The 23625-nt window shown below is 40.1% G+C and carries 20 protein-coding genes; 12 read left to right on the forward strand and 8 right to left on the reverse strand.

Going from position 1 to position 23625, the window contains the following annotated elements; genetic code table 11:
• The first annotated feature begins 41 nt into the window (after positions 1-41).
• The 6 genes from rplA (at position 42) to OFO01_RS06190 (ending at position 10985) form a co-directional block, all read left to right on the forward strand.
• Positions 42-743 (forward strand): 50S ribosomal protein L1, encoded by a 702-nt coding sequence (rplA, locus tag OFO01_RS06165; RefSeq protein WP_270859324.1) that lies wholly within the window; start codon positions 42-44, stop codon positions 741-743.
• A 125-nt stretch (positions 744-868) separates the two neighbouring features.
• On the forward strand, positions 869-1348 hold the full coding sequence (gene rplJ, locus OFO01_RS06170) for a 50S ribosomal protein L10 (protein WP_270859325.1): 480 nt from the start codon (positions 869-871) through the stop codon (positions 1346-1348).
• 23 nt (positions 1349-1371) lie between these two features.
• Positions 1372-1749 (forward strand): 50S ribosomal protein L7/L12, encoded by a 378-nt coding sequence (gene rplL, locus OFO01_RS06175; RefSeq protein ID WP_270859326.1) that lies wholly within the window; start codon positions 1372-1374, stop codon positions 1747-1749.
• 93 nt (positions 1750-1842) lie between these two features.
• Complete coding sequence (gene rpoB, locus OFO01_RS06180; RefSeq protein ID WP_270859327.1) at positions 1843-5979, forward strand: DNA-directed RNA polymerase subunit beta; 4137 nt, start codon at positions 1843-1845, stop codon at positions 5977-5979.
• A complete protein-coding gene (rpoC, locus tag OFO01_RS06185; protein ID WP_270859328.1) occupies positions 5976-10490 on the forward strand; it encodes a DNA-directed RNA polymerase subunit beta' in 4515 nt (1504 codons plus the stop codon). The genes rpoB and rpoC overlap by 4 nt, the downstream gene beginning before the upstream one ends.
• Before the next feature lie 105 nt (positions 10491-10595).
• Positions 10596-10985 carry a DoxX family protein gene (locus OFO01_RS06190; protein ID WP_270859329.1) on the forward strand — a complete coding sequence of 130 codons (390 nt, stop codon included), beginning with the start codon at positions 10596-10598 and terminating at the stop codon, positions 10983-10985.
• Between the two features lie 6 nt (positions 10986-10991).
• Here OFO01_RS06190 and OFO01_RS06195 read toward each other — a convergent pair whose 3' ends face one another.
• Genes OFO01_RS06195 through OFO01_RS06225 form a run of 7 tightly spaced genes read right to left on the reverse strand, consistent with a single transcriptional unit; the run spans position 10992 to position 16263 of the window.
• A complete protein-coding gene (locus OFO01_RS06195; protein WP_270859330.1) occupies positions 10992-11945 on the reverse strand; it encodes a PstS family phosphate ABC transporter substrate-binding protein in 954 nt (317 codons plus the stop codon).
• Between the two features lie 3 nt (positions 11946-11948).
• The gene (locus OFO01_RS06200; protein ID WP_270859331.1) at positions 11949-12086 is read right to left on the reverse strand and encodes a hypothetical protein; all 138 of its coding nucleotides are present in this window, start codon (positions 12084-12086) and stop codon (positions 11949-11951) included.
• Between the two features lie 9 nt (positions 12087-12095).
• Positions 12096-12326, reverse strand: a complete 231-nt coding sequence (locus OFO01_RS06205; protein ID WP_270859332.1) for a hypothetical protein — start codon at positions 12324-12326, stop codon at positions 12096-12098.
• 18 nt (positions 12327-12344) lie between these two features.
• Positions 12345-12608, reverse strand: a complete 264-nt coding sequence (locus OFO01_RS06210; RefSeq protein WP_270859333.1) for a hypothetical protein — start codon at positions 12606-12608, stop codon at positions 12345-12347.
• Between the two features lie 3 nt (positions 12609-12611).
• Positions 12612-13184 (reverse strand): imidazoleglycerol-phosphate dehydratase HisB, encoded by a 573-nt coding sequence (gene hisB / locus OFO01_RS06215; protein WP_270859334.1) that lies wholly within the window; start codon positions 13182-13184, stop codon positions 12612-12614.
• Between the two features lie 24 nt (positions 13185-13208).
• Positions 13209-15605, reverse strand: a complete 2397-nt coding sequence (gene lon, locus OFO01_RS06220; RefSeq protein ID WP_270859335.1) for an endopeptidase La — start codon at positions 15603-15605, stop codon at positions 13209-13211.
• A gap of 10 nt (positions 15606-15615) precedes the next feature.
• On the reverse strand, positions 15616-16263 hold the full coding sequence (locus OFO01_RS06225; RefSeq protein WP_270859336.1) for an outer membrane protein assembly factor BamD: 648 nt from the start codon (positions 16261-16263) through the stop codon (positions 15616-15618).
• 189 nt (positions 16264-16452) lie between these two features.
• Here OFO01_RS06225 and OFO01_RS06230 point away from each other — a divergent pair, with 189 nt between their 5' ends.
• The 6 genes from OFO01_RS06230 (at position 16453) to OFO01_RS06255 (ending at position 22433) form a co-directional block, all read left to right on the forward strand.
• On the forward strand, positions 16453-17160 hold the full coding sequence (locus OFO01_RS06230) for a pilus assembly FimT family protein (RefSeq protein WP_270859337.1): 708 nt from the start codon (positions 16453-16455) through the stop codon (positions 17158-17160).
• Positions 17161-17174: 14 nt separating this feature from the next.
• The gene (locus OFO01_RS06235; protein WP_270859338.1) at positions 17175-18182 is read left to right on the forward strand and encodes a prepilin-type N-terminal cleavage/methylation domain-containing protein; all 1008 of its coding nucleotides are present in this window, start codon (positions 17175-17177) and stop codon (positions 18180-18182) included.
• Positions 18182-18658 carry a type II secretion system protein gene (locus OFO01_RS06240; protein ID WP_270875521.1) on the forward strand — a complete coding sequence of 159 codons (477 nt, stop codon included), beginning with the start codon at positions 18182-18184 and terminating at the stop codon, positions 18656-18658. The genes OFO01_RS06235 and OFO01_RS06240 overlap by 1 nt, the downstream gene beginning before the upstream one ends.
• 17 nt (positions 18659-18675) lie before the next feature.
• Positions 18676-19218 (forward strand): ribosome hibernation-promoting factor, HPF/YfiA family, encoded by a 543-nt coding sequence (hpf, locus tag OFO01_RS06245; protein ID WP_270859340.1) that lies wholly within the window; start codon positions 18676-18678, stop codon positions 19216-19218.
• 235 nt (positions 19219-19453) lie between these two features.
• Complete coding sequence (locus tag OFO01_RS06250) at positions 19454-20278, forward strand: YihY family inner membrane protein (RefSeq protein WP_270861963.1); 825 nt, start codon at positions 19454-19456, stop codon at positions 20276-20278.
• A 40-nt stretch (positions 20279-20318) separates the two neighbouring features.
• Positions 20319-22433, forward strand: a complete 2115-nt coding sequence (locus OFO01_RS06255) for an RNA degradosome polyphosphate kinase (protein ID WP_270859470.1) — start codon at positions 20319-20321, stop codon at positions 22431-22433.
• 59 nt (positions 22434-22492) lie between these two features.
• Here the strand turns inward: OFO01_RS06255 and OFO01_RS06260 are convergent, their stop codons facing one another.
• Positions 22493-23596, reverse strand: coding sequence for an FtsW/RodA/SpoVE family cell cycle protein (locus OFO01_RS06260; protein WP_270859342.1), 1104 nt, complete (start codon positions 23594-23596; stop codon positions 22493-22495).
• Between the last annotated feature and the right edge of the window lie 29 nt (positions 23597-23625).

The following is a 23625-nucleotide window of genomic DNA, read 5'->3' on the forward strand; positions in this document are numbered from 1 at the left end:
TTAAATAAAAGCGGTAGCACTTTAAAATTGCGGAGAAATATATGTCAAAAAATTCGAAAAGATTTAATGAACTTTTGAAAAAAGTTGATTCTAATAAGCTATATAATATATCTGAGGCTATCGATACAGTAAAAGGTCTAGCATCTGCTAAATTTGACGAAACTGTTGAAATCGCTCTTAAACTAAATGTAGATCCACGCCACGCAGACCAAATGGTTCGCGGCTCTATCGTTTTACCAGCTGGCACAGGCAAGAGCGTCCGCGTTGCTGTTATCGCAAAAGACGCAAAAGCAACTGAGGCACAAGAGGCTGGTGCTGATATCGTAGGCGCAGATGATTTAATCGAGGAAATCCAAAAAGGTATTATAAATTTCGATGTTCTTATCGCTACTCCAAATTTAATGGGATTAGTCGGTAAAGTAGGTAGAATTCTTGGACCAAAAGGCGTAATGCCAAACCCTAAAACAGGCACCGTTACAATGGATGTAGCACAAGCTGTCAAAAATGCAAAAGGTGGTCAAGTAAATTTCCGCGTTGATAAACAAGGAAATATCCACGCTGGTCTTGGAAAAGTAAGTTTTAGCAAAGAACAACTTTTGGATAATGTTACAACATTTATCAAAGCCATTAACAAACACAAACCAGCTACTGCAAAAGGTAGATATGTGACTCATGCAGCACTTTCGCTAACTATGAGCCCAGCTGTTACTCTTGATAGCCAAGAAGTTATTGATTTAAAATAAAAATTTAAAATTTTTATCTTAGATTGGAGACAGTTCAAGGTCGCTTTGACTTAATTGATTTAAATTTAACTAGCTTAAATTTAAATCTCTTGGCTTGAAATCACCGATCGGAAAGGAGAAACCTAATGACGAGAGATGAAAAATCACAAATCGTAGCAGAACTAAGCGAAGCTTTCAAAAATAGCGAAGCTATTGTTATATCTGATTTCAAAGGTCTAGATGTTAAAAAACTAGAAGAACTTAGAAATAGCGCTCGTGAGCTTGATGTAAAAGTCAGAGTTATCAAAAATACATTAGCAGCTATCGCTTTGAAAAACGCCGAAAAAGATGGTATGAGTTTCAAAGATACAAATATTTTCTTATGGGGCGATCAACTTTCAGTATGTAAAGTTGCTGCTAAATTTGAAGAGAAAAACGAAGCATTTGCACTTAAAACTGCTTATGTCGATGGTGAAGTTACTAGCATCGAAAAAGTTCGCGCGCTTTCAAAAATGCCAAGCAGAGACGAGCTTATCGCAATGTTACTTCAAGTCTGGAACGCACCGATTCAAAATTTTACAATCGGCTTAAATGCGCTTAAAGAAAAAAAAGAACAAACAGCATAAAATAAAAATTTAGGAGAAAAACAATGGCAATTACAAAAGAAGATGTATTAGAATTCATTTCTAATCTTTCAGTTTTAGAGCTTAGCGAATTAGTTAAAGAATTCGAAGAGAAATTCGGCGTTAGCGCAGCTCCTGTTATGGTAGCTGGCGCAGCAGGTGCAGCAGCAGGTGCAACAGCAGCTGAGGAAAAAACTGAATTCGATATCGTATTAGTTGATGCAGGCGACAAAAAAATCAATGTTATTAAAGTCGTTCGTGCTCTTACAGGTCTTGGTCTTAAAGAGGCAAAAGACGCTACTGAGTCTACACCATCTGTTCTTAAAGAGGGCGTTAGCAAAGAAGATGCTGAAAAAGCTAAAAAAGAGCTTGAAGAAGCAGGCGCTAAGGTCGAACTTAAATAATCTCGCAAAATTTATTAGTTTTGCAAATCATAATGTGTGTCGGTGTGCAAGCGCCGACACTTCTTTCTTAAAATACAACTACGAGGTAGTAGAATGTTAAATAGCTTATATTCAGGTAATCGTCTTAGAGTTGATTTTTCTAAGGTCCCAAAAGATATAGAGATACCAAATTTATTACAATTACAAAAAAAAAGTTTTGATCACTTTTTAAATCTTGATAACTCAAATGCAGATAGTGGTATAGAAAAAGTCTTCCGTGCTATCTTTCCTATTCATGATGCTCAAAACAGACTAAGCATCGAGTATGTAAGTAGCGAGCTTTCCAAGCCAAAATACTCGATTAGAGAGTGTATGGAGCGTGGTCTTACATATTCTGTAAATTTAAAGATGAAAATTCGCCTAATCGTGCATGAGCGAGATGATAAAACAGGCGAAAAAATCGGCGTTAAAGATATAAAAGAACAAGATATTTATATTCGCGATATTCCGCTTATCACCGATAGAATTTCATTTATCATCAATGGTGTCGAGCGTGTCGTCGTAAATCAACTACACAGAAGTCCTGGCGTTATTTTCAAAGAAGAAGAGAGCCCGACTGTATTAAACAAACTAATCTACACAGCCCAAATCATACCAGATCGCGGCAATTGGCTATATTTCGAATACGATGCGAAAGATGTATTGTATGTGCGCATTAATAAACGACGCAAGGTTCCTATTACTATACTTTTCCGCGCACTTGGATATAAAAAACAAGACATTATAAAACTATTTTATCCGATTAAAACAATCTATGTCAAAAAAGGCAAATTCTTAACAGATTTCGATCCAAAAGAGTATGCTGGCAGACTTGATTATGATATTATCAACGAAAAAGGCGAGGTTTTGCACCAAGCAAGCAAGCGTTTAACTCTAAAAAAAGCTGAAAAATTGGCAGAAGAGGGGTTGAAGCTTATAGAATACCCAGCTGAAATTTTAGCAGAGCGCCACTTAGCAGATGCGATTTTTGATAAAGATAGTGGCGAGGTTATATATGATTCACTTGCTGCGTTAGATGAAACCAAACTAGTCGCTATTGCAAATTCACAGAAAAAATTTACAATCGCAAACGACCTAGCTAGCGGTGTCGATGCCTCTATCATCAACTCATTTGCCCAAGATAGCGAAGCTCTTAAAATTTTACAACAAAGCGAAGGCGTTGATGACGAAAACGATTTAGCAGCTATTAGAATTTATAAAGTTATGCGCCCTGGCGAGCCAGTGGTTAAAGAGACTGCAAGATCGTTTGTAAATGATCTGTTTTTCAACCCTGAAAGATACGACCTTACAAAAGTTGGCCGTATGAAAATGAACCACAAGCTTGGCAACGAAACACCAGAGTATGTAACGGTGCTAACTAACGAAGACATTATAAAAACAGCAAAATATTTGATAAAAGTTAAAAATGGCGAAGGCTTTATCGATGATAGAGATAATCTAGGCAATCGTAGAATTCGCTCTATTGGCGAGCTTTTGGCTAGTGAAATGCACCTTGGATTTATCAAGGTTCAAAAAGCTATAAAAGATAAATTTGCAAGCATTAGCGGAAATATCGATGAGCTTATGCCTTATGATTTTGTCAATCCAAAAATCATCACAACTACCCTTATGGAATTCTTTACAGGCGGTCAGTTGAGCCAATTTATGGATCAGACAAACCCACTTAGCGAGGTTACTCACAAGCGTCGTTTATCTGCTCTTGGCGAGGGCGGTTTGGTTAAAGAGCGCGCTGGATTTGAGGTGCGCGATGTCCATCCGACTCACTATGGTAGAATTTGTCCAATCGAAACCCCAGAGGGTCAAAACATCGGTCTTATCAATACCCTTGCAACTTATGCAAAAGTAAATGATTTAGGCTTTGTCGAAGCTCCTTATAAAAAGGTCGTCGATGGCAAGGTAACAGACGAAATCGTTTATCTAACTGCTACACAAGAAGAGGGTCATGTAATCGCTCCTGCTTCTGCTAAATTAGACGAAAATGGTGCGATTATCGAGGAAATGCTAGAAGCTAGAAAAGACGGCGAAAACCTTATGGCTAGACGCGAGGACATCACTCTAATCGACCTTTGCTCTGGTATGATTGCTGGTGTGGCTGCTTCACTTATTCCATTTTTGGAGCACGATGACGCCAACCGCGCGCTAATGGGTTCAAACATGCAACGCCAAGCAGTTCCACTTCTATACGCAACTGCTCCGATTGTAGGCACAGGTATGGAAGCTACTATCGCAAGGGATTCTTGGGAAGCGATTAAGGCCAAAAGAGCCGGCGTGGTCGAAAAAGTAGATAATAAAAATATCTTTATCTTGGGCGAAGATGAAAAAGGTCCGTTTATCGATCACTACTCAATGGAGAAAAATTTACGCACTAACCAAAACACTACATTTTCTCAGCACCCAATTGTGCGCAAAGGTGATAGTGTCAAAGAAGGACAAATCATCGCAGATGGCCCTAGCATGGACGGCGGCGAGCTAGCTATCGGTAAAAACGCTCTAATCGCGTTTATGCCATGGCATGGTTATAACTACGAGGACGCCGTTGTAATGAGCGAGAAGATGATTCGCGCTGATGAATACACAAGCGTGCATATTTATGAGAAAGAGATTGAAGCCAGAGAGCTAAAAGACGGCGTAGAAGAGATCACCAGAGATATCCCAAATATCAAGGAAGAAGAGCTTTCTCACCTTGATGAGAGTGGAATTATCAAAATCGGAACCCATGTCAAACCTGGTATGATTTTGGTAGGAAAAGTAACTCCAAAAGGCGAGGTTAAACCAACCCCAGAGGAAAGACTTTTAAGAGCGATTTTTGGCGAAAAAGCAGGACATGTGGTAAATAAATCACTCTATGCGACAGCTTCTATGGAGGGCGTGGTAATCGATGTCAAAATTTTCACCAAAAAAGGCTATGAAAAAGATCCTAGAACAAATAAAGCTTATGAGGACGAAAAGACAGAGTTAGAGCGCGAGCACCACGATAGACTTTTGATGCTGGACCGCGAAGAAATGCTAAAAGTCGTAGCCTTGCTATCAAAAAGCAAACTAGAAAGTGCACAAAGCCTAAATAAAAAAGAGTATAAAAAAGGCGATATTGTCAGCAAAGAAGAGCTTGAAAGCTCAAACCGCTTTACGCTAAATTCGTTTATCAAAGGATATTCTAAAAAAATTCAAAAAGAGTATGAGGATTTGAAAAACCACTTCCAAAACGAAAAACGAAAGCTTAAAGAAGAGCATGATGAAAAAATCGAAATTTTGGAAAAAGATGATATCTTACCAAGTGGCGTAGTAAAACTAGTCAAAGTCTATGTCGCAACTAAACGCAAACTAAAAGTCGGCGACAAAATGGCTGGACGCCACGGAAACAAAGGTATCGTCTCAAATATCGTCCCAGAGGTCGATATGCCATATCTTCCAAATGGTCAAAGAGTAGATATCGTCCTAAATCCGCTAGGCGTTCCAAGCCGTATGAATATCGGTCAAATCATGGAGAGCCACTTAGGTTTAGTAGGTTGGCGTTTGGGCGAGCAAATCGCTGAAATTTTAGAGCAAAAAACTGGCGAGTGGTTAAAAGAACTTCGCGCTAAAATGATTGATATCGCAAATGTTTCTAAGCTTATGGACGCGAAGAAAACGCTAGAAAAAATCAGCGATGAAGAGCTTTTGAAATATGCCAGAGATTGGAGCAAAGGCGTTAGATTTGCAGCTCCGATTTTTGAGGGAATCGTGCCTGAGGATTTTGCGAAACTATTTGAAATGGCGAAAATCGACGCTGATGGCAAAACCGAGCTTTATGATGGACGCACAGGCGAAAAGATTAAAGAGCGCGTAAATGTGGGTTGTATGTATTATCTCAAACTCCACCACCTTGTCGATGAAAAAGTCCATGCTAGAAGCACAGGCCCTTACAGCCTTGTTACACAGCAACCAGTCGGCGGTAAAGCGCTATTTGGTGGTCAAAGATTTGGAGAAATGGAAGTTTGGGCGCTTGAAGCTTATGGTGCGGCATATACCTTGCGCGAAATGCTAACCGTCAAATCAGACGATGTCGATGGTCGTTTGGCGGCGTATAAAGCACTTACCAGAGGCGAAAATGTTCCAACAACAGGAATTCCTGAGACATTTTTTGTTTTAACAAACGAGCTTAAATCACTTGCTTTGGATGTTGAAATTTACGGAAACGGGGAAAAGAAATGAGCGAAAACAATAGCTTAGAAAAAATTGAAATTAAAGAAGACGGTAGAGTTCAAGATTTTGATGTATTTGCCATAAGACTTGCTAGCCCTGAGCAAATCAAAAATTGGAGCCACGGCGAGGTTAAAAAGCCAGAAACTATCAACTATCGCACGCTAAAACCTGAACGAGACGGCTTGTTTTGCGCTAAAATTTTTGGTCCAGTAAGGGATTATGAGTGCATTTGCGGAAAATACAAAAAAATGCGCTATAAAGGCTGGAAATGCGAAAAATGTGGCGTAGAAATCACTAGTTCGAAGGTTCGCCGCACACGCATGGGGCATATCGAGCTAGTTACCCCAGTAGCGCACATTTGGTATGTAAATTCGCTTCCTAGCCGTATCGGCACGCTTTTGAATATCAAAATGAAAGATTTAGAGCGCGTGCTTTACTATGAGGCATATATTGTAGAGAGCGCTGGTAGTGCGTATTATGATAACGAAAACACTAAAAAAGTCGAAAAATACGATGTCTTAAACGAAGAGCAATATCAAAGCTTGCGCGAGAGATTTGAGCAAACTGGTTTTGTGGCTAAAATGGGTGGCGAAGTTATCAGAGATATGCTAGCAGATCTTGATTTGGTCGAAATTCTTTCAAATTTGAAAGAGGAAATGGCTAGCACAAATTCAGAATTAAAGAAAAAAAATATAATCAAACGCCTAAAAGTCGTAGAGAGCTTTTTAAATTCTGGCAACAAACCAGAGTGGATGATGATTACAAATTTACCAGTTCTACCAGCGGATTTAAGACCGCTAGTTAGCCTTGATGGCGGTAAATTTGCGGTTTCAGATGTCAATGATTTATACCGCAGAGTTATCAATCGCAACACTCGCCTTAAAAAACTTTTAGAGCTTGATGCGCCAGAGATTATTATTCGCAACGAAAAACGCATGCTCCAAGAAGCTGTCGATGCGCTATTTGATAACGGCAGAAAGGCAAACGCTGTAAAAGGCGCAAACAAACGCCCACTAAAATCTCTAAGCGAGATTATCAAAGGAAAACAAGGCCGTTTCAGACAAAATTTGCTTGGAAAACGCGTCGATTTCTCAGGTCGTTCAGTTATCGTCGTAGGTCCAAATTTGCGTATGGATCAATGCGGTCTGCCAAAAACTATGGCATTAGAGCTATTTAAACCGCATTTGATAGCTAGACTTCAAGAAAAAGGCTATGCAACAACCGTAAAACAAGCCAAAAAAATGATTGAGGGCAAGGTAAATGAGGTTTGGGAGTGCCTAGAAGAGGTTGTTAAAGGCCACCCTGTCATGCTAAACCGTGCGCCGACACTTCACAAAATGTCAATTCAAGCCTTCCACCCAGTCCTAATCGAGGGTAAGGCTATTCGTTTGCACCCGCTTGTTTGTGCGGCTTTCAACGCTGACTTCGACGGCGACCAAATGGCCGTTCATGTCCCACTAAGCCAAGAAGCAATCGCAGAGTGCAAAATTTTAATGCTAAGTTCTATGAATATCTTGCTTCCAGCTAGCGGTAAGCCTGTGGCTGTGCCTTCGCAAGATATGGTTTTGGGAATTTATTATCTTAGCCTTGAAAAAGCCGGCGCAAAAGGCACAAACAAAATTTTTGCCAATGTCGATGAGGTTATGGTCGCTGTGGAGGCGAATTCTCTCGATATCCACGCTAAAATCAAAACTATGGTCGATGGTCGCATTATCTTTACGACAGCTGGTAGATTGGTCATCAAATCGATCTTGCCTAATTTTATCCCAGATACATTGTGGAATAAAAAATTAAAGAAAAAAGATATCGCAGAACTAGTCGATTATGTCTATAAAAATGGCGGTTTGGAAGTAAGTGCTGAATTCCTAGATAACCTTAAAAATTTAGGTTTCGAATCCGCTACAAAAGCTGGAATTTCAATCGCTGTTTCAGATATCATCGTGCCAAATTCTAAGTCAAATTTGATCGAGGACGCGAAAAATCAAGTCCGCGAAGTCCAAAACCAATACTCTGGCGGTTTGCTAACTGAGGGCGAGAGATACAATAAAACTATTCAAATTTGGACAAGCACGACTAAAAAATTAGCCGATGAGATGATGGATTTGATGAAAAACGACAAAGACGGCTTTAACTCAATCTATATGATGGCTGATAGTGGCGCTCGTGGTAGTTCAGAGCAAATTCGCCAATTAGCTGGTATGCGTGGTTTGATGTCTAAACCAGATGGTTCGATTATCGAGACCCCGATTACATCAAATTTCCGCGAGGGATTAGATGCGAACGAATACTTCATCTCAACCCACGGTGCGAGAAAGGGTCTAGCCGATACTGCGCTTAAAACGGCAAATGCTGGTTACCTTACTCGTAAGCTAATCGATGTCGCTCAAAATGTCCGCGTTACAATCCATGATTGTGGCACACACGAGGGTATCGAAGTAACTGAAATCGTCGAAAACGGAACTTTGGTCGAGAATTTAGCCGATAGAATTTTAGGTCGCGTGCTAAGTGCAGATGTGATTGATCCAGTTTCAAATGAAATTTTATTTACCGAGGGCACACTTCTTGGCGAAAAAGAGGTTCGCACTATCGTAGATGCTGGAATTAAATCAGTTAGCATTAGAACTCCGATTACTTGCAAGGCTCACAAGGGTGTTTGCGCTAAATGCTATGGCGTGAATTTGGGCGAGGGCAAACTGGTAAAACCAGGTGAGGCTGTCGGTATCATCTCAGCTCAATCAATTGGTGAGCCAGGAACGCAACTAACGCTAAGAACTTTCCACGCAGGTGGAACAGCTGCTACTGATCAACAAGCAGATAAGGTTATCGCTAGCGATGAGGGTTATATCAGATATTACAATGTCAAAACTTATGAAAACAATGGCAAAAATATCGTAATGAACCGCCGAAATGCGGCTGTGCTTTTGGTCGAACCAAAAATCAAAGCTCCATTTAGCGGTAAGGTAAGCATAGAAGTAACTCACGATGATGTCAATATCTCTGTAAAAAGCAAAAAAGATGAGGTCAAATACAATATCCGCCGCCACGATTTGGCTAAACCAAATGAGCTAGCTGGTGTTAGCGGTAAGGTCGAGGGCAAATACTATATCGTTTGCAAAGACGGCGATAATATCGAAGAAAACGAGAGTTTGGTCGAAATCATCAAAACAGACTGGAATATCCCAGCTCGTGTGCCGTTTGCTAGTGAAATTTGCGTCCAAGACGGCGAGCCTGTAACTCAAAAAATCAAATCAGGCGCAGTTGGCGAGATCAAATATTTCATCTTAAAAGGCGATTATTTAGAGCGTCTAAAAGATATCAAAAAGGGAAATATCGTAACCGAAAAAGGTATGTATGCTGTAATCTCTGATGAAAACGGCAGAGAGGCTATCAGACACTATATCCCACGCGAATCTGTGCTTGTATTTAACGATAATAGTAAGGTTAAATTTGATGATATCATCGCAAAACCTAAAAAAGAAGAAAACACCGTAATCGCTCAATGGGATCCATATACTACCCCTGTGGTAGCTGAGTGCGCTGGTGTGGTTAGCTACGAAGATATCGAGCCAGGTTACACTGCTACTGAGCAATACGATGAAGCGACAGGACATAGTAGCTTGGTGATTAATGAGTATTTACCACAAGGTGTAAAACCAGCTATCGTAATCACTCCTAGCAAGGGCGAGCCGATGAAATACAATATCGGACCAAAAACTCAAATTCTTGCAACTAGTGGAGATGAGGTAGCGATCGCTGATATCCTAGCTAGGACGCCAAAAGCCGCTGCGAAATCGAAAGATATCACAGGTGGTTTGCCACGCGTTTCTGAGCTTTTCGAAGCGCGCAAATCTAAAAATACCGCTATCATCGCTGATATCGACGGAACTGTGAGATTTGGCAAACCTATGAGCTCAAAAGAGCGCGTAATCATCGAGGGCGAGGACGGCACTGTGGCTGAGTATCTAATCGATAAATCTCGCCAAATTCAGGTTAGAAACGGCGAGTTTGTCCATGCTGGCGAAAGGCTAACTGACGGCTCTATTAGCTCACACGATGTGCTTAGAATTTTAGGCGAAAAGGCACTTCATTACTACCTAGTTAGCGAAGTTCAACAAGTCTATCGCTCACAAGGCGTTGCGATTAACGATAAACATATCGAAATTATCGTATCTCAAATGCTTCGCCAAGTCCGCATCATAGATAGTGGCGATACTAAGCTAATCATCGGCGATTTAATCAGCCGTCGCAGGTTTAAAGAAGAAAATGAGCGCATTATGAAAATGGGTGGCGAGCCAGCGATCGCTGAGCCAGTGCTTCTAGGTATCACAAGAGCGGCTGTGGGAAGCGATAGTGTGATTTCGGCTGCTTCCTTCCAAGAGACTACCAAGGTTCTAACCGAGGCAAGTATCGCGGCGAAATTTGATAGATTAGAGGACTTGAAGGAAAATATCATTTTAGGTCATATAATTCCAGTCGGAACCGGTCTATACAAAGACAAAGAGGTCAAGCTTAAAAAATAATTTTGGGGGCGAAATTTCGCCCCTTTTTTAAATTTTAAAATTTTAGAATTCTTGAATTTTGCCAAATTTTAAAATTTTAAAATTTCGCCACAAAAGGGACTATCTATGCCTAAATCATTTCCAAATTTCGGATTATTAATGCTTCGTTTGACGCTTGGAGTTTGCCTTTTTATGCATGGCGTGGCAAAGATAATGAACGGCGTGGGCGGTATAAAGGGTATGCTGGGAGCAAAGGGATTGCCTGAGTTTATCGCGTATGGCGTGTATTTGGGCGAAGTCGTCGCACCAGTGATGATAATCATCGGATTTTTTACCCGCGTGGGCGCGCTCATCGTGCTTGGGCTGTGTGGCGTGATATTTTATCTAGCGCACCCTGATTTTTTGGCATTATCAAAACACGGCGGATTTGAAGCTGAAATTTTATACCTTTATATCGGAATTTCACTTTGCTTGCTGGCCTGCGGCGGCGGAAGATTTAGCGTGGTGAGGGATTAGCAAAATTTAAAATTTTATCCCCACATATCCGCTTTGCTCGATGATTTCTTGACCTTGGTTGCTTAAAATCCACTCTAAAATTTTAGTGATATTTTCGTTTTTGTTATTTTTATCATACACGGCGTAAATTTCGCCTATTATTGGATACGAGCGGTTTTTAATATTTTCTTTGTTTGGATATACGCCGTTTAGGCTTAGCATTTTAACCTTGCCGTTTGCGACGAGAGTTTCGACATAGTAACGAAACGAAAAGCCAATGGCTGAGCCGAAAAATCCAAGCGTGTTTCGCTTCATTTTTTCATCTTTCATAAACGCGCTCATCGCACTTTGCGAACCGCTGCCTTCGTTTCGTTGCACAGCATCGATATATAAATTTGCCCCGCCTACTTGCGACCATTTTGTGATTTTTCCGCTATAAATTTCCTTGATTTGAGCGGTGCTTAAATTTGATACAGGATTATCTTTATGGACGATAAAAACAAAGGCTTCAAGCCCGATTGGCACGAATTCTAAATCCACGCCATTTTCTTTTGCGTATTGTAGTTGAGCCATTGAGGGCTTTGCGACAAAAATCAAATCTGCTTTCTTATCAACCACTGCCTTATAAGCACCACGAGTGTTTGTGTATTTTAGTCTGCTTTTTTCGCTGAAATTTTCGCCGTCAAATTCTACGCTATCTTTTGGATAAATCGCATTTACAAAAGCTGAAAACGCAGGAAAAAGTGCCGCCGCTCCGTCGATGACGGGCAAATCGCCTTGCAAATTTAAATTTGCCTTTGTCTTGTAAATTTGCGAATTTTCATCAAATGGCAAAAATTTGCTAATTTCGATTGATTTTGCCTGCATTTCGGGATTTGTAGAGTTTTTATATCTTTTAGTAATGCCGTGATAAAATGCCAAATCAAACGCCAAAAACGCAAAAATCAGCGAAATAATTGTTAAAATTTGAGACTTTTTCACGGCTCATTTCCCGTTTGCGATATACGAAATAATCGAGCATTTGCTTTGCAAATCAAAAGTATAAGCAATCAGTCCAGCCACGCTAAATGCCCAAATAACGCAAATCGCAAGGATTATTTTATAAAATTTTTCATCACTCATAATTTTTCCTTACATTGTAGCACCGGGCAATGACATTAAAATCATAAACACCACAAAAGAAGAAATAAGGACAATCGCTACAATTACAAGAGATAAAATTATATAAATCAATGTGTTGGTAAGTTTTGAGCCACCTCTTGTATTAAGATAGGTTCTAATTTTTTTATCGACAATTCTAACTCCGACAAGCAATAAAATCGGAATTCCCCATAAAAGTATTGTAAAAAATAAATCGCCCATTTTAAAACTTTCCTAAATTTACATATGAAAAATTGGCTCTTGGAATATTAAATTTGTGATATATAAATCAATTGTAATAACTGCACAAATGCAGGTTATAATGGCAAATTTTAAGACTACTTTTTTTAAATTTTGATAATCCAAATTTTCTTTATCGCTTCTTTTTAGCTCAATAAAACCATATAATGAAATGATTAACAAAACTATTGTTATACTAATTGGGATAAATAAAGAATACGAAAGTATCCAAAAAAATTCAAAAAGCCAAAGTAATGTATCCATACGCTACAACACGCCTTTTGTGCTTGGCGTTCCTGTGCGTGAATTTTTGGCGACGGCTCGTCTAAATGCGACTGCAAATGCCTTAAATGTGGCTTCTGCTATGTGATGAGCGTTTTCGCCACGCAAATTTATGAGATGTAGCGTGATACCAGCGTTAAACGCAAGGGCCCTAAAAAACTCAGCGATTAACTCAGCGTCAAATTCGCCGATTTTGCCCGTTTTAAGCCCTTCATAAACTAAATACGCTCTATTTGATAAATCCAACGCACAGCTAGTCGCCGCTTCGTCCATGACAACCACGCTATCGCCGTATCTCTCGACATTTTGAATCGGATAAATCGCTTCTTTTATCGCTTCACCCAGCACGATTCCGCAGTCTTCGACGCTGTGGTGAAAATCCACCTCCAAATCGCCCTTACAAACAAGCTTTATATCCATTAGCGAGTGCTTACACAAAGCCGTTAGCATGTGATCAAAAAAGCCAATTCCTGTGCTAATCTCAGCCTTGCCTGAGCCGTAAATTTCAAGCTCTAAGCTTATGTCGGTTTCTTTCGTTTTTCTAGTTTTGCTTATCATTTCATCTCCTTTACAAGGCTAAATTTAGACCAATGCGATTTTTAGCACATCTTCTATGTGATCGACTGGCGTGATTTGCATGGCGTTTTTGACTTCATCTGGAATCTCGTCCAAATCGCGCTCGAAATTTTTGCGCGGGATTAGGGCGTGGGTGATTTTGGCTTTGTGCGCGGCGATTAGCTTTTCTTTTAATCCGCCGATTGCAAGCACGGCCCCACTTAGCGTAATCTCGCCCGTCATCGCCACATCGAAGTGTACCTTTTTCTCGCTTAAAATCGATGCAATCGCCGTTGCTAGCGTGATTCCAGCACTTGGGCCGTCTTTTGGCGTAGCGCCCTCTGGGACATGGATATGCAGGTCAAATTTGTTATAAATTTGCTCGTCTTTCGCTAAATTTGTGCTTTTTTCAAATTTTAATTTTCCATTATCGATTAGGACTTTTACCACGCTAAATGCGATTTGAGCGGATTCCTTCATCACATCGCCAAGCTGACCGGTAATCGTCATCGCACCCTTGCCCTTGATTTTAATCGCTTCGATTTTTAGGACATCGCCACCCACGCTCGTCCAAGCTAGGCCATTTACAATGCCGATTTGGTTCGTTTTTTTCACGGCGTCGATTTCAAAAACCTTTTTATCCAAAAATTCTTCTAAATTTTTGGTTGTTATGGCAAGTTTTTTAAATTCACTATCTTTTAGAATTCTAACGGCGATTTTACGGCAAATCGCAGCGATTTGGCGGCGCAGGTTACGCACGCCTGACTCTCTGGTGTATTCGGCGATGATTTTTTCAAGCGCAGTAGAGTGAAAGCTGATATCGGCTGGTTTGAGCCCGTGTCGCTCTAATTCCTGCGGGATTAGATAGTTTTTTGCGATTTGAAATTTCTCTTGCGGGGTGTATGAGCTAAGCCCGATAAACTCCATTCTGTCGCGAAGTGGGGCAGGTATTTGGGAAATATCGTTCGCTGTGGCGATAAAAATAATCTTGCTTAAATCGATATCAAAATTTAGGTAATAATCCCTAAATGCTGAATTTTGCTCTGGATCTAAAATTTCGAGTAAAACAGCGGTCGGATCGCCTTTATACGAGGTGGATACCTTGTCGATTTCATCTAGCACGACGACTGGATTCATCTGTTTTGCGCCGATTAAACCCTGCACCAAACGCCCTGGCATGGCGCCTACATAGGTGCGACGATGGCCACGAAGCTCATTGACATCTTCTAATCCGCCAAGCGCGATACGGATCAATTTGCGTTTTAGTGCAGTTGCGATTGAGTTTGCCAGGCTGGTTTTACCCACGCCAGGAGGTCCGTAAAAGCACAAAATCGCGCCGTTATTTACGCGTTTGCCCTCTTTATCCACGCTTCCGCGAAGCTCTAAAAGCTCTTTTAGCGCGAAATACTCTTCGATACGCTCTTTTGGCTTTTCTAGGGAATAATGGTCTTTGTTTAGCTGTTTGCTTACGCTTTGGATTGAAAGTTTTTCCTTTGCCATTTGCTCAAATGGGATTTCCAAAACCCAGTCGAGATAGCTTTGCGAAAGCCCTGCGTCTGCGCTGTCTGGGTGAAGGCGCGCAAATTTGTCGATTTGCTTTTTTATCTCTTTGTAGGCTTCATCGCTGATAAATGGCTTTTTTAGGTCTAGTTTTTTTCTGTATTCTTCGATTTCGACCTCTCTATCGCTATCTGAGCCAAGCTCTTTTTGAATCTGTTTTAACTGCTCTTTTAAAAAATACTCTTTGTTGGTTTGATCGATTTTGCTATGAACCTTGCTTTTGATCTCTTTTTCGAGGCGATAAGATTCGATTTCATCGGCAATGTAGGCGATGAGATCGAAAATTCTTTTTTCTAAATTTAACTGCGAAAAAAACGAATACGCTATCTCTTTTTTGACCCTGAGCGCGCTTAGTGTTAAATCGCAAATTCGCGATGCGTCTGTGTTTTCCTCGATAGTTTTAAGCAGATCGTTTGGGAAAAAGTGCGTTAGGCTACTTAGGGCTTTGACTCTCTCTTTTAAAACATTGATTGATGCGTCGATTTTCGCCTCATCTCCTCGCTCGTCATGGACGATACCGATAGTGGCAAATAGCGGGTTTTGCGAAATTTCGTGCAGAATTTTGCCCTTTGCAGAGCCTTGGAATAAAATTTTAACCCTGCCATCAGGAAGTGGCACTGTGCGCATGATAGTGCCGATTACGCCGATATGATAAATCCCGCCGAAGCTTCTGTCGCCGTTAAATTCGGGCGTCGAGCTTACTACCATTATCATGGATTCGTTTTTTATCGCAAGATCGATGGCTCTTTTGTTTTTTTCATCGCTTATGAAAAGCGGAGTTATCATAAACGGGTATAAAAACAGCTCGTCCTCGACCAAAATCGGCAAATCTGTGGGAAATTTTTTATTTTGTGATAACTGCATTAGAAATTTCCTACTCAAATATCGCGCGATACCATGGGGATTGCGGTTTGATAATCTCGGTGCTGTTCATCGGCGAATTTTCGATTCTGCTTTCATAAATTTTAGCTGATTCGTCCTTACCAGTGCGCTCGTAAAGGTCTTTTATGTCTTTATTGAGCTGGTGTTCGGCTAAGCGAAGCTTGGTCATCATAGTCTCTAATAGCGGTCTATACTGGCTTTGAGGGTATTCGATGATAAATTTGCGAATTTCATCTATGCTATTTAGCATTAATCGCTGATTGCGACCTGGGCGTGAAAATGAGTCGAAATTTGCTCTGATTTTTAGGTATCTTGCATACTCGATTTTTCTCGCGGTGCCGTATCTGCGGATATATTCGTCTAGATATTTGTTTGCTTTTTCGTAATTTTCGTCATCGACGAAGGCTTGTGCCATAATCAGCGTCATTTCTTCCAAAAGCGGTGAAGCGATGTGCTCGCTAGCAAAGCTCGTGTAGTGCGTCTCGGCATCATCGTATGAAAGCGAGTTTAAATCGTCTAGGATTTGCGCATACCATGCTTCTTGGCTGAGGTTAAAAAGTGTGCCATCGCCCTTCGAGCTACAACCGCCGATAAATGCGACAAACAAGGCACAAAGTAGAAATTTGATTAAATTTTGCATATTTTTTCCTTGTGAAATTTTAACCCGCAATTCTATAATATTTAGGTAAATATACACCAAAATTTCACTCAAATTTTAAAAATTTCATTTTGTATGCGTAAAAATAGCAAATTTAAGGTTTTGCGTTGTATAATTATGCGTCTAGCAGTGGATATTGAGTATCCATGAGTAAAATTTAAGGAAGGCGAGATGAAAAAGGGTTTCACTCTGATCGAGTTGGTCTTTACCATCGTAATCTTGGCTATTACTACAATGGCCATACCGCGCATAGTTGCTCAGACGGTAAATTTGAATATGTTTGCCGTGCAACAGGAGCTTGTTTATAGCGCTAAATTTATGGTTAGTCGCGTGCAACCTGCTATTTGGGATAGTGCGTATGATTCTGATTGTGTCAAGGAATGTAGCGAAAATGTGATTCATAGTATTGGTGCTGCAAAGGAGAGTAGGCCAGGAATTCTCAGAGATGGTGCTAATGGCAACAGAAAATTAGACAGTATTACCGATGCGAAACCAACTTCGGAAAGTGATTTTGGTATCGGTGGCAGTTCTGTTCCAACTGTGCGAAATGATGAATATCCGTATGTAGATATAGATGACTATGATGGTTTTGAGCGCACAGAAAAAACTTCGAGATCATATAGAGGCGATAATGTTTTTGATATAAAAACAAGTGTAAATGTTAAGTATGTGCCAGATCCGCTAGTTAGTAAAAATAATGGTCAGATAAATGCAAATTTTGGAATTGCTGATAATGCAACGCCTACTGATGTAAAATTAGTAGAAGTTGAAGCAAAAAATATCGATGAGGGCGATAATGGTACTAGCGTAAAGCTTAGGTATTACACATTTAATATAGGCTCTTCTCGTCCGGAAAGCACTCCGATAAAAGTTAAATAATTAGGATTGCAATCATGAAAAAAGGTTTTACTTTAATAGAATTAGTGATGGTTATAGTGATTTTAGGCATAATCTCTATGTTTGGTGCTGATTTGTATTCGCAGATTTATAAATCTTATGTTCATACTCGTGCATTAAATCAGCTAGAATCAAGGACTCAAAACGCGATTACTTTGATATCAAATAGATTAGAATATCGCGTTTATGGTAGTGTTGTTAGTAGAAAATTGGGCAAGCCTATAAATGAATTTATAAACCTTGCGGCTGCTCCTGTGCAAAATGATGTTGTAGAGTGGATTGGTCAAAGTATAGAGACAAAAGATATTAATAGCTCAAAACCAGGTTGGAGTGGTTTTATGGATATGAGTTCTGTATCTCTTTCTTTTGATAGCACTGATAATAGTACAAATTCTGTTCTTACACAAGGTAGTGTTTTGTCTGCTGTAAGCGGTATCGTTAGTAACTTAACATGTGCTACTAGGGGTTGCAAAAATGGTAGATATAATGATTTTGCTGTGATTTTTGGTAATTTAGCAAATGATTATAGCGGAACAAACATTATCACTGCATATGGATATAAAGGTACAAATAATGATGATGATAAGGTTTATATAGCAAAGGCACGGGTTGGCAATAGTGATGAGAATTTAACTATAACTAGCTATCATTACTATTGGAATGGCACTGAAAATGTTAGAGAATTTTCAGAACAATACTACTTGGTTCATTCTGCGTATGCTATTTATCCTACTGATGTGAAGGATGTGAATTATGGTGGTCAAACTGGTAAAAATTTCAATTTAACGCTGGCTTATAATTATAGACCGTGGGAGGGCGAAACATACAATGGTACGGGTGCAAATGCGCCAAAAGTTTCGTTGATTGCTGAGGATGTATCTACATTTTTGTATAGAGATATAATGGGTTCTATTCAAATGAAATTATGTATGAGAGATAATGGTAGAAATTTCGATCCAGAGCAATTAGATATGATTATGTGTAAATCTCAGGTGGTGTACTAATGAAAAAGATGAGAAGAGCTTTTGGCTTGATAGCCGCAATATTTTTTATCGTTTTAGTTGCCACTACGGCTATTACTGCGCTTTCTATCGCTACGATGACAGCCCGCGATACAAATAACGCTCACAACCGCGAGCAGGCTGTGCTTTTAGCGCAAAGTGCGACAGAGTATGCTATTTTGGAAATGCAAAAGCATCAGTATCCGGTGGATGAAGATGATGGGGCGAATTGTCTAAATAAAATTGACATTACTTATCCTAGTCGCAATGAATCTCTTTTTGATATAAATGTTACAATCAATTATTTGGATGCAAATATGCCTGCTAGGTGCAACAGGGCATCAACAACTGCATTTAGCAAGACGACTGGGAATGCTGTAACTAGCCACGCAGCCATTATTGATGTTGTCGTTACTTCGACACCGGCTCTTGATTCACCACGAATCAGATACCATAGAAGAACAATACAAAAACCTTAATTTCAATGGAGGAAAGAATGAATTTAAGTATAGTAGGAAAACAGTTTGAACTAACAGACGCTATTAAGGATTATATCACACAAGCGTTTGATAGTCTAAAAAAATACAACCTTGACATTATATCAGGTCGTGCTGTCGTATCAGCAGATGAAAAACAAGGTCGCAAGGGCTTCGTCATGGATTTTTCGCTAAATTTAGCTCACCAAGACACAATCGTAGTGCGTGAAAAAGACAAAGACCTATACGCAGCGGTAGATAACGCAACAAATCGCCTTGCAAAAGTGCTTCGTCGCTACCACGACAAGGTAAATTCGCACAAAAATCGCGATGATATGAAACAAAGCGCAGTAGATGAAATCATCAAGGCTAGTGAGCCGAATTTAGACGATAATGTCGATGAAATCGTCCCAACAGAGCTAGATCTTTACAAGCCGCTAGAAATCGACGAGGCGCTAAATAAATTAAAAGAAAGCACCGATCAATTCCTAGTTTTCAACGATATGGACGCTAAAATGCGCGTTTTATACAAACGCAAAGACGGCAAATTTGGATTATTCTAGGATTTGATTTTCTAAATTTTGCCAAATTTCACGGACAGGTTCGCCTGTCCGTTTTTTATGCCAAATTTTTGCAAAATTTGCCATTGCAAACCGCTAAATAAACGCGGAAAACCACGAATTCAAAAATCAAAATTTATAAATTCCACAAATTTAAAGAATTTCAAATTTTGCCAAATTTAACCTTTCTAAATTTCATTTTTACCCAAATTTTTAAAATTTTAGCTAAAATTGCGAAATGAAAAATTTAAAGATATTTTTGGACGAATTTAAAATTTTTATCAAATCCTGGCGCAAGATTTACGACCCGCACCTCATGCACTACGCCTCGTCGCTGAGTTTTCACACTATTTTGGCACTTTTGCCCGTGCTTATGGTATCTTTGAGCGTATTTATGCAGCTGCCTAGTTTCCATGATTATTACGCCAAAATCAAGGCATTTATCTTCTCAAACCTGCTTCCAGCCAACCAAGAAAGCCTGATTCCGTATTTGGAAGAGTTTATGGCAAATGGCCTAAGCCTTGGCGCACTGGGATTTTTGGCGGTGCTTGTAACTTCGATTTTGTTTTTTGATGATTTTGAGGAGATTATCGCGCAGATTTCGCACTCGCCAAAGCGCGGATTTTTCAAAGGCCTTAGCACATATTGGACGCTTATGACACTGGCTCCCGTGGGGCTTGGCGCGTCGTTTTTCATCAGCTCAGAACTTCAAAATTTACTCGATAAAACCGAATTTTCTAGGTGGATAAATTTGCTCTCGGTTTTGCCATTTGTTATCATTTGGGCTATTTTTGCTATCACTTACGCTACGGCGATAAACCGCGAAATTCGCCCCAAAGCCGTGCTTATATCCTCTCTCGTAGCCTCCACATTATGGTGGATTTCTAAGATTATTTTCGCGCAGTATGTGTTTTATAACAAAACCTATCTTAGCATTTACGGCTCGTTTTCGGTAGCGTTATTTTTCTTTTTGTGGATTTATATAAGCTGGATTTTTTATCTAAATGGCGTGAAATTTTGCGTTTATTTGGATAATTGCTTTAAAAATTTAAAGCGCAATTAAATTCCATTAAAAAACACATTTTAATCTTTTTTGAGTTATAATCTTTGTTTTAGTTCAGAAAAAAGGAAATAAAATGGAGCAACAAAGCAAATTTTTAAATAGAGAGTTGAGTTGGCTTCGCTTTAATTCGCGCGTTTTAACTCAGTGTCAAAAGCAAATTCCACCGATTGAAAAATTGAAATTTGTAGCGATTTATAGCACAAATTTAGATGAGTTTTATATGATTCGTGTGGCTGGGCTTAAACAGCTTTTCACAGCCGGTGTAACAGCTAGCGGCGATGATGAGATGACGCCATTGGAGCAGTTGCGCGAGATCCGCTCATATCTCAAACACGAGCAAAACGAGCTAGAAGCGCACTATATCGCTATCAAAGAGGAGCTTAGCAAAAACGGCCTTTTTATCAAAAACTACGACGAGCTAACCCCTGATTTAAAGCTAAGTGCCGATGAGTTTTTCTTCAACCAAATCATGCCGGTGATTATCCCGATTGCCGTAGATGCGACGCACCCGTTTCCGCACCTAAACAACCTTAGCTTTTCGATTGCAGTCAAACTCTGCGATGCAAATGCGCCAGAGGCGATTCATTTTGGTATGATTAGGATCCCGCGCGTGCTTCCTAGATTTGTGCAGGTCGCAAAAAATACCTATGTAACGATTGATTCAATCGTAAATCGCCACGCCGAGGAGATTTTCCCGGGTTATAAGCTAATCAGCTCGGCTGCGTTTAGGGTTACAAGAAACGCTGATATCGTAATCGAAGAAGAGGAAGCAGATGATTTTATGATGATACTCGAAGCCGGTCTTAAACTGCGCCGCAAAGGGGCTTTCGTGCGACTTCAAATAGCCAAAAACGCAGACCCTGATTTGCTAAATTTCTTAAACGAACATCTTAAAATTTTCTATAAAGACATTTTCGAGTGCTCGATCCCGCTCACACTTGACGGGCTTTGGGAGATAGCTGGCAACAAGGATTTTTCCTATCTAGCTCACCCGCAGTATCTGCCAAAAACACTGCCTCCCTTTAACGAAAACACCTCAGTAATGAGTGCAATGGAAAAAGATGATATTTTGATTTTTCACCCTTACGAGAGCTTCGATCCAGTCCAAAAACTCATAAAAGAAGCTAGCAAAGACCCCAAAGTCATCTCAATCCGTATGACGCTATACCGCGTGGAGAAAAACTCTCCAATCGTCCAAAGCCTAATCGAGGCTGCAAGCGATGGCAAACAAGTAACCGTAATGGTCGAGCTAAAAGCTAGGTTTGATGAGGAAAACAACCTGCACTGGGCAAAGGCGCTAGAAGACGCTGGCGCGCATGTGATTTATGGAATCGCAGGATTCAAAGTCCATGCCAAAGTCACTCAAATCATCAAAAAAGAAGACGGCAAGCTTAAATTTTATATCCACTTAGGCACGGGCAATTACAACGGAAGCAGTGCGAAAATCTACACCGATGTGAGCTTTTTTACTTGCGGGGATACTTTTGATAAGGATACGACGAATTTTTTCCACATACTCTCAGGTTATAACAAAAACCGCAAACTAGGCAATCTCTCAATGTCGCCAATGCAGATAAAAGAGAGAATTTTAAAGATGATCAAGGTCGAAGAGAGCAAGGGAAGTGACGGCAGAATCATCGCTAAAATGAACGCCCTCGTCGATAGCGATATGATAAAGGCGCTTTATAAAGCGAGCCAAGCTGGGGTTAAGATCGATCTCATAATCCGTGGAATTTGCTGTTTGCGCCCAGGTGTAGCAGGACTTAGCGAAAATATCAAAGTCCGCTCAATCATCGGCAAATACCTAGAACACGCTAGAATTTTTTATTTCAAACACGCAGAACCATGCCTATATATCGCAAGCGCGGATTGGATGCCACGAAATTTAGAGCGCAGATTGGAGCTTATGACGCCGATTTATAGCGAGGCTTTGCAAAATAAATTAAAAGAAATTTTAAAATTACAGCTTAGCGATACCGAGCTTGCTTACGAGCTTGGAAGCGACGGCGAATATAGCGCAATTAGCGTGGCAAACGAAGCAGAGCGCATTAATAACCACGAGTATTTGGAAATTTTCTTTAACAAAATTTACAAATCTGCGCGCAAACACGATGACGGCGCGATTTTAGCGACGAAACTTTTAAAAGAGAGTTAAATTTATCTGGGCTAAATTTACACGCTAAATTTAGCCCAAATTTAGCCAAATTTTCAAATTTACAGCCTAATACTTATCGTTTTGTAATTGTCTTTGTTTCTAAAAGTTAGCAAATTTTGCAAAATTCCAAACAAAATCATAAATGTGATAAAACTACTCCCCCCATAGCTAAAAAACGGCAGCGGCACGCCCACGACAGGGGCAAATCCGATGACCATGGAGATATTAACCCCGGCGTAGATAAAAATCAGCGTCGCCAGAGCCGAGGTAAAAACCCGTATGAGATAATCACTACCAAAGTCGTAATTTAGGCTAAGCAGGTGCATGATTAAAAGCGCGTAAAAGCCGATGAGCGCGAGTGCGCCGACAAATCCGAAGCGCTCGACCATATAGGCAAAGATAAAATCGCTCGTGGCAATTGGCAAAAATTTAAAGTGAGTTTGGGTGGCTTCTTCTAAATTTTTGCCGTAAATTCCGCCATTTCCGATAGCGATGACGGCTTGTTTGACCTGATAGTTGTGCTCTTCGCTCAAAAAATCCGTAATGCGCTTTTTTTGGTAATCGTGCAGGTTGTTATAAAGCACGGGCGAGCTGACGCTAAAAGCTAGCACCAGCGCAATCCAAATTTTTTTATTCACGCCGATGATAAAAAGCGTCGCAAACCCCATTAAAAAAAGAATTAGCGCGGTTCCAAGGTCTGGTTCTTTGGCGATTAGCGCAAATGGCAAAAGTATATAAAAGCTAAATTTAGCGAAATCCTTCACGCCATAACCCTCGGGCGGTGGCGGATTTTTGTGGATTAGATACATTAGCATTAGCATGCACGCTGGCTTCATAATCTCGCTTGGTTGCAGGGTAAAATGCACAAACGGCAACTCCAACCAACGCTTCGCGCCAAGCTTGCTAATGCCGAAAAATTCCACGCTTAAAAGCAAGGCGATATTTACCCAGTAAAACAGCGGAATCAAATACAAAAATTTGCGAATCGGAAACAAAAAAAAGACCATAAAAACAACAAAACCAACCCCAAAATAAACAAGCTGTTTGTTGCCAAGTGTGGTGTTTGCCTCGCTGATTAGAATATATGAAAAAATAATAATCGGCAAAATCAGCAAAGGTTGAATATAATCAAAATATGATAAAATCTTTTTGTCAAATTTCAAAGTAAGTCCTAATAAATTTTGGGCGATAA

This window comes from Campylobacter sp. JMF_01 NE2 (assembly GCF_027737365.1).
Classification (GTDB): domain Bacteria; phylum Campylobacterota; class Campylobacteria; order Campylobacterales; family Campylobacteraceae; genus Campylobacter_B.

What these genes read in the sequence shown, in the direction of transcription:
- rplA (WP_270859324.1), top strand. Translation starts at nt 42, where the DNA reads ATGTCAAAAAATTCGAAAAGATTTAATGAACTTTTGAAAAAAGTTGAT.
- rplJ (WP_270859325.1), top strand. Translation starts at nt 869, where the DNA reads ATGACGAGAGATGAAAAATCACAAATCGTAGCAGAACTAAGCGAAGCT.
- rplL (WP_270859326.1), top strand. Translation starts at nt 1,372, where the DNA reads ATGGCAATTACAAAAGAAGATGTATTAGAATTCATTTCTAATCTTTCA.
- rpoB (WP_270859327.1), top strand. Translation starts at nt 1,843, where the DNA reads ATGTTAAATAGCTTATATTCAGGTAATCGTCTTAGAGTTGATTTTTCT.
- rpoC (WP_270859328.1), top strand. Translation starts at nt 5,976, where the DNA reads ATGAGCGAAAACAATAGCTTAGAAAAAATTGAAATTAAAGAAGACGGT.
- OFO01_RS06190 (WP_270859329.1), top strand. Translation starts at nt 10,596, where the DNA reads ATGCCTAAATCATTTCCAAATTTCGGATTATTAATGCTTCGTTTGACG.
- OFO01_RS06200 (WP_270859331.1), bottom strand. Translation starts at nt 12,086, where the DNA reads ATGAGTGATGAAAAATTTTATAAAATAATCCTTGCGATTTGCGTTATT.
- OFO01_RS06205 (WP_270859332.1), bottom strand. Translation starts at nt 12,326, where the DNA reads ATGGGCGATTTATTTTTTACAATACTTTTATGGGGAATTCCGATTTTA.
- OFO01_RS06210 (WP_270859333.1), bottom strand. Translation starts at nt 12,608, where the DNA reads ATGGATACATTACTTTGGCTTTTTGAATTTTTTTGGATACTTTCGTAT.
- hisB (WP_270859334.1), bottom strand. Translation starts at nt 13,184, where the DNA reads ATGATAAGCAAAACTAGAAAAACGAAAGAAACCGACATAAGCTTAGAG.
- lon (WP_270859335.1), bottom strand. Translation starts at nt 15,605, where the DNA reads ATGCAGTTATCACAAAATAAAAAATTTCCCACAGATTTGCCGATTTTG.
- OFO01_RS06225 (WP_270859336.1), bottom strand. Translation starts at nt 16,263, where the DNA reads ATGCAAAATTTAATCAAATTTCTACTTTGTGCCTTGTTTGTCGCATTT.
- OFO01_RS06230 (WP_270859337.1), top strand. Translation starts at nt 16,453, where the DNA reads ATGAAAAAGGGTTTCACTCTGATCGAGTTGGTCTTTACCATCGTAATC.
- OFO01_RS06235 (WP_270859338.1), top strand. Translation starts at nt 17,175, where the DNA reads ATGAAAAAAGGTTTTACTTTAATAGAATTAGTGATGGTTATAGTGATT.
- OFO01_RS06240 (WP_270875521.1), top strand. Translation starts at nt 18,182, where the DNA reads ATGAAAAAGATGAGAAGAGCTTTTGGCTTGATAGCCGCAATATTTTTT.
- hpf (WP_270859340.1), top strand. Translation starts at nt 18,676, where the DNA reads ATGAATTTAAGTATAGTAGGAAAACAGTTTGAACTAACAGACGCTATT.
- OFO01_RS06250 (WP_270861963.1), top strand. Translation starts at nt 19,454, where the DNA reads ATGAAAAATTTAAAGATATTTTTGGACGAATTTAAAATTTTTATCAAA.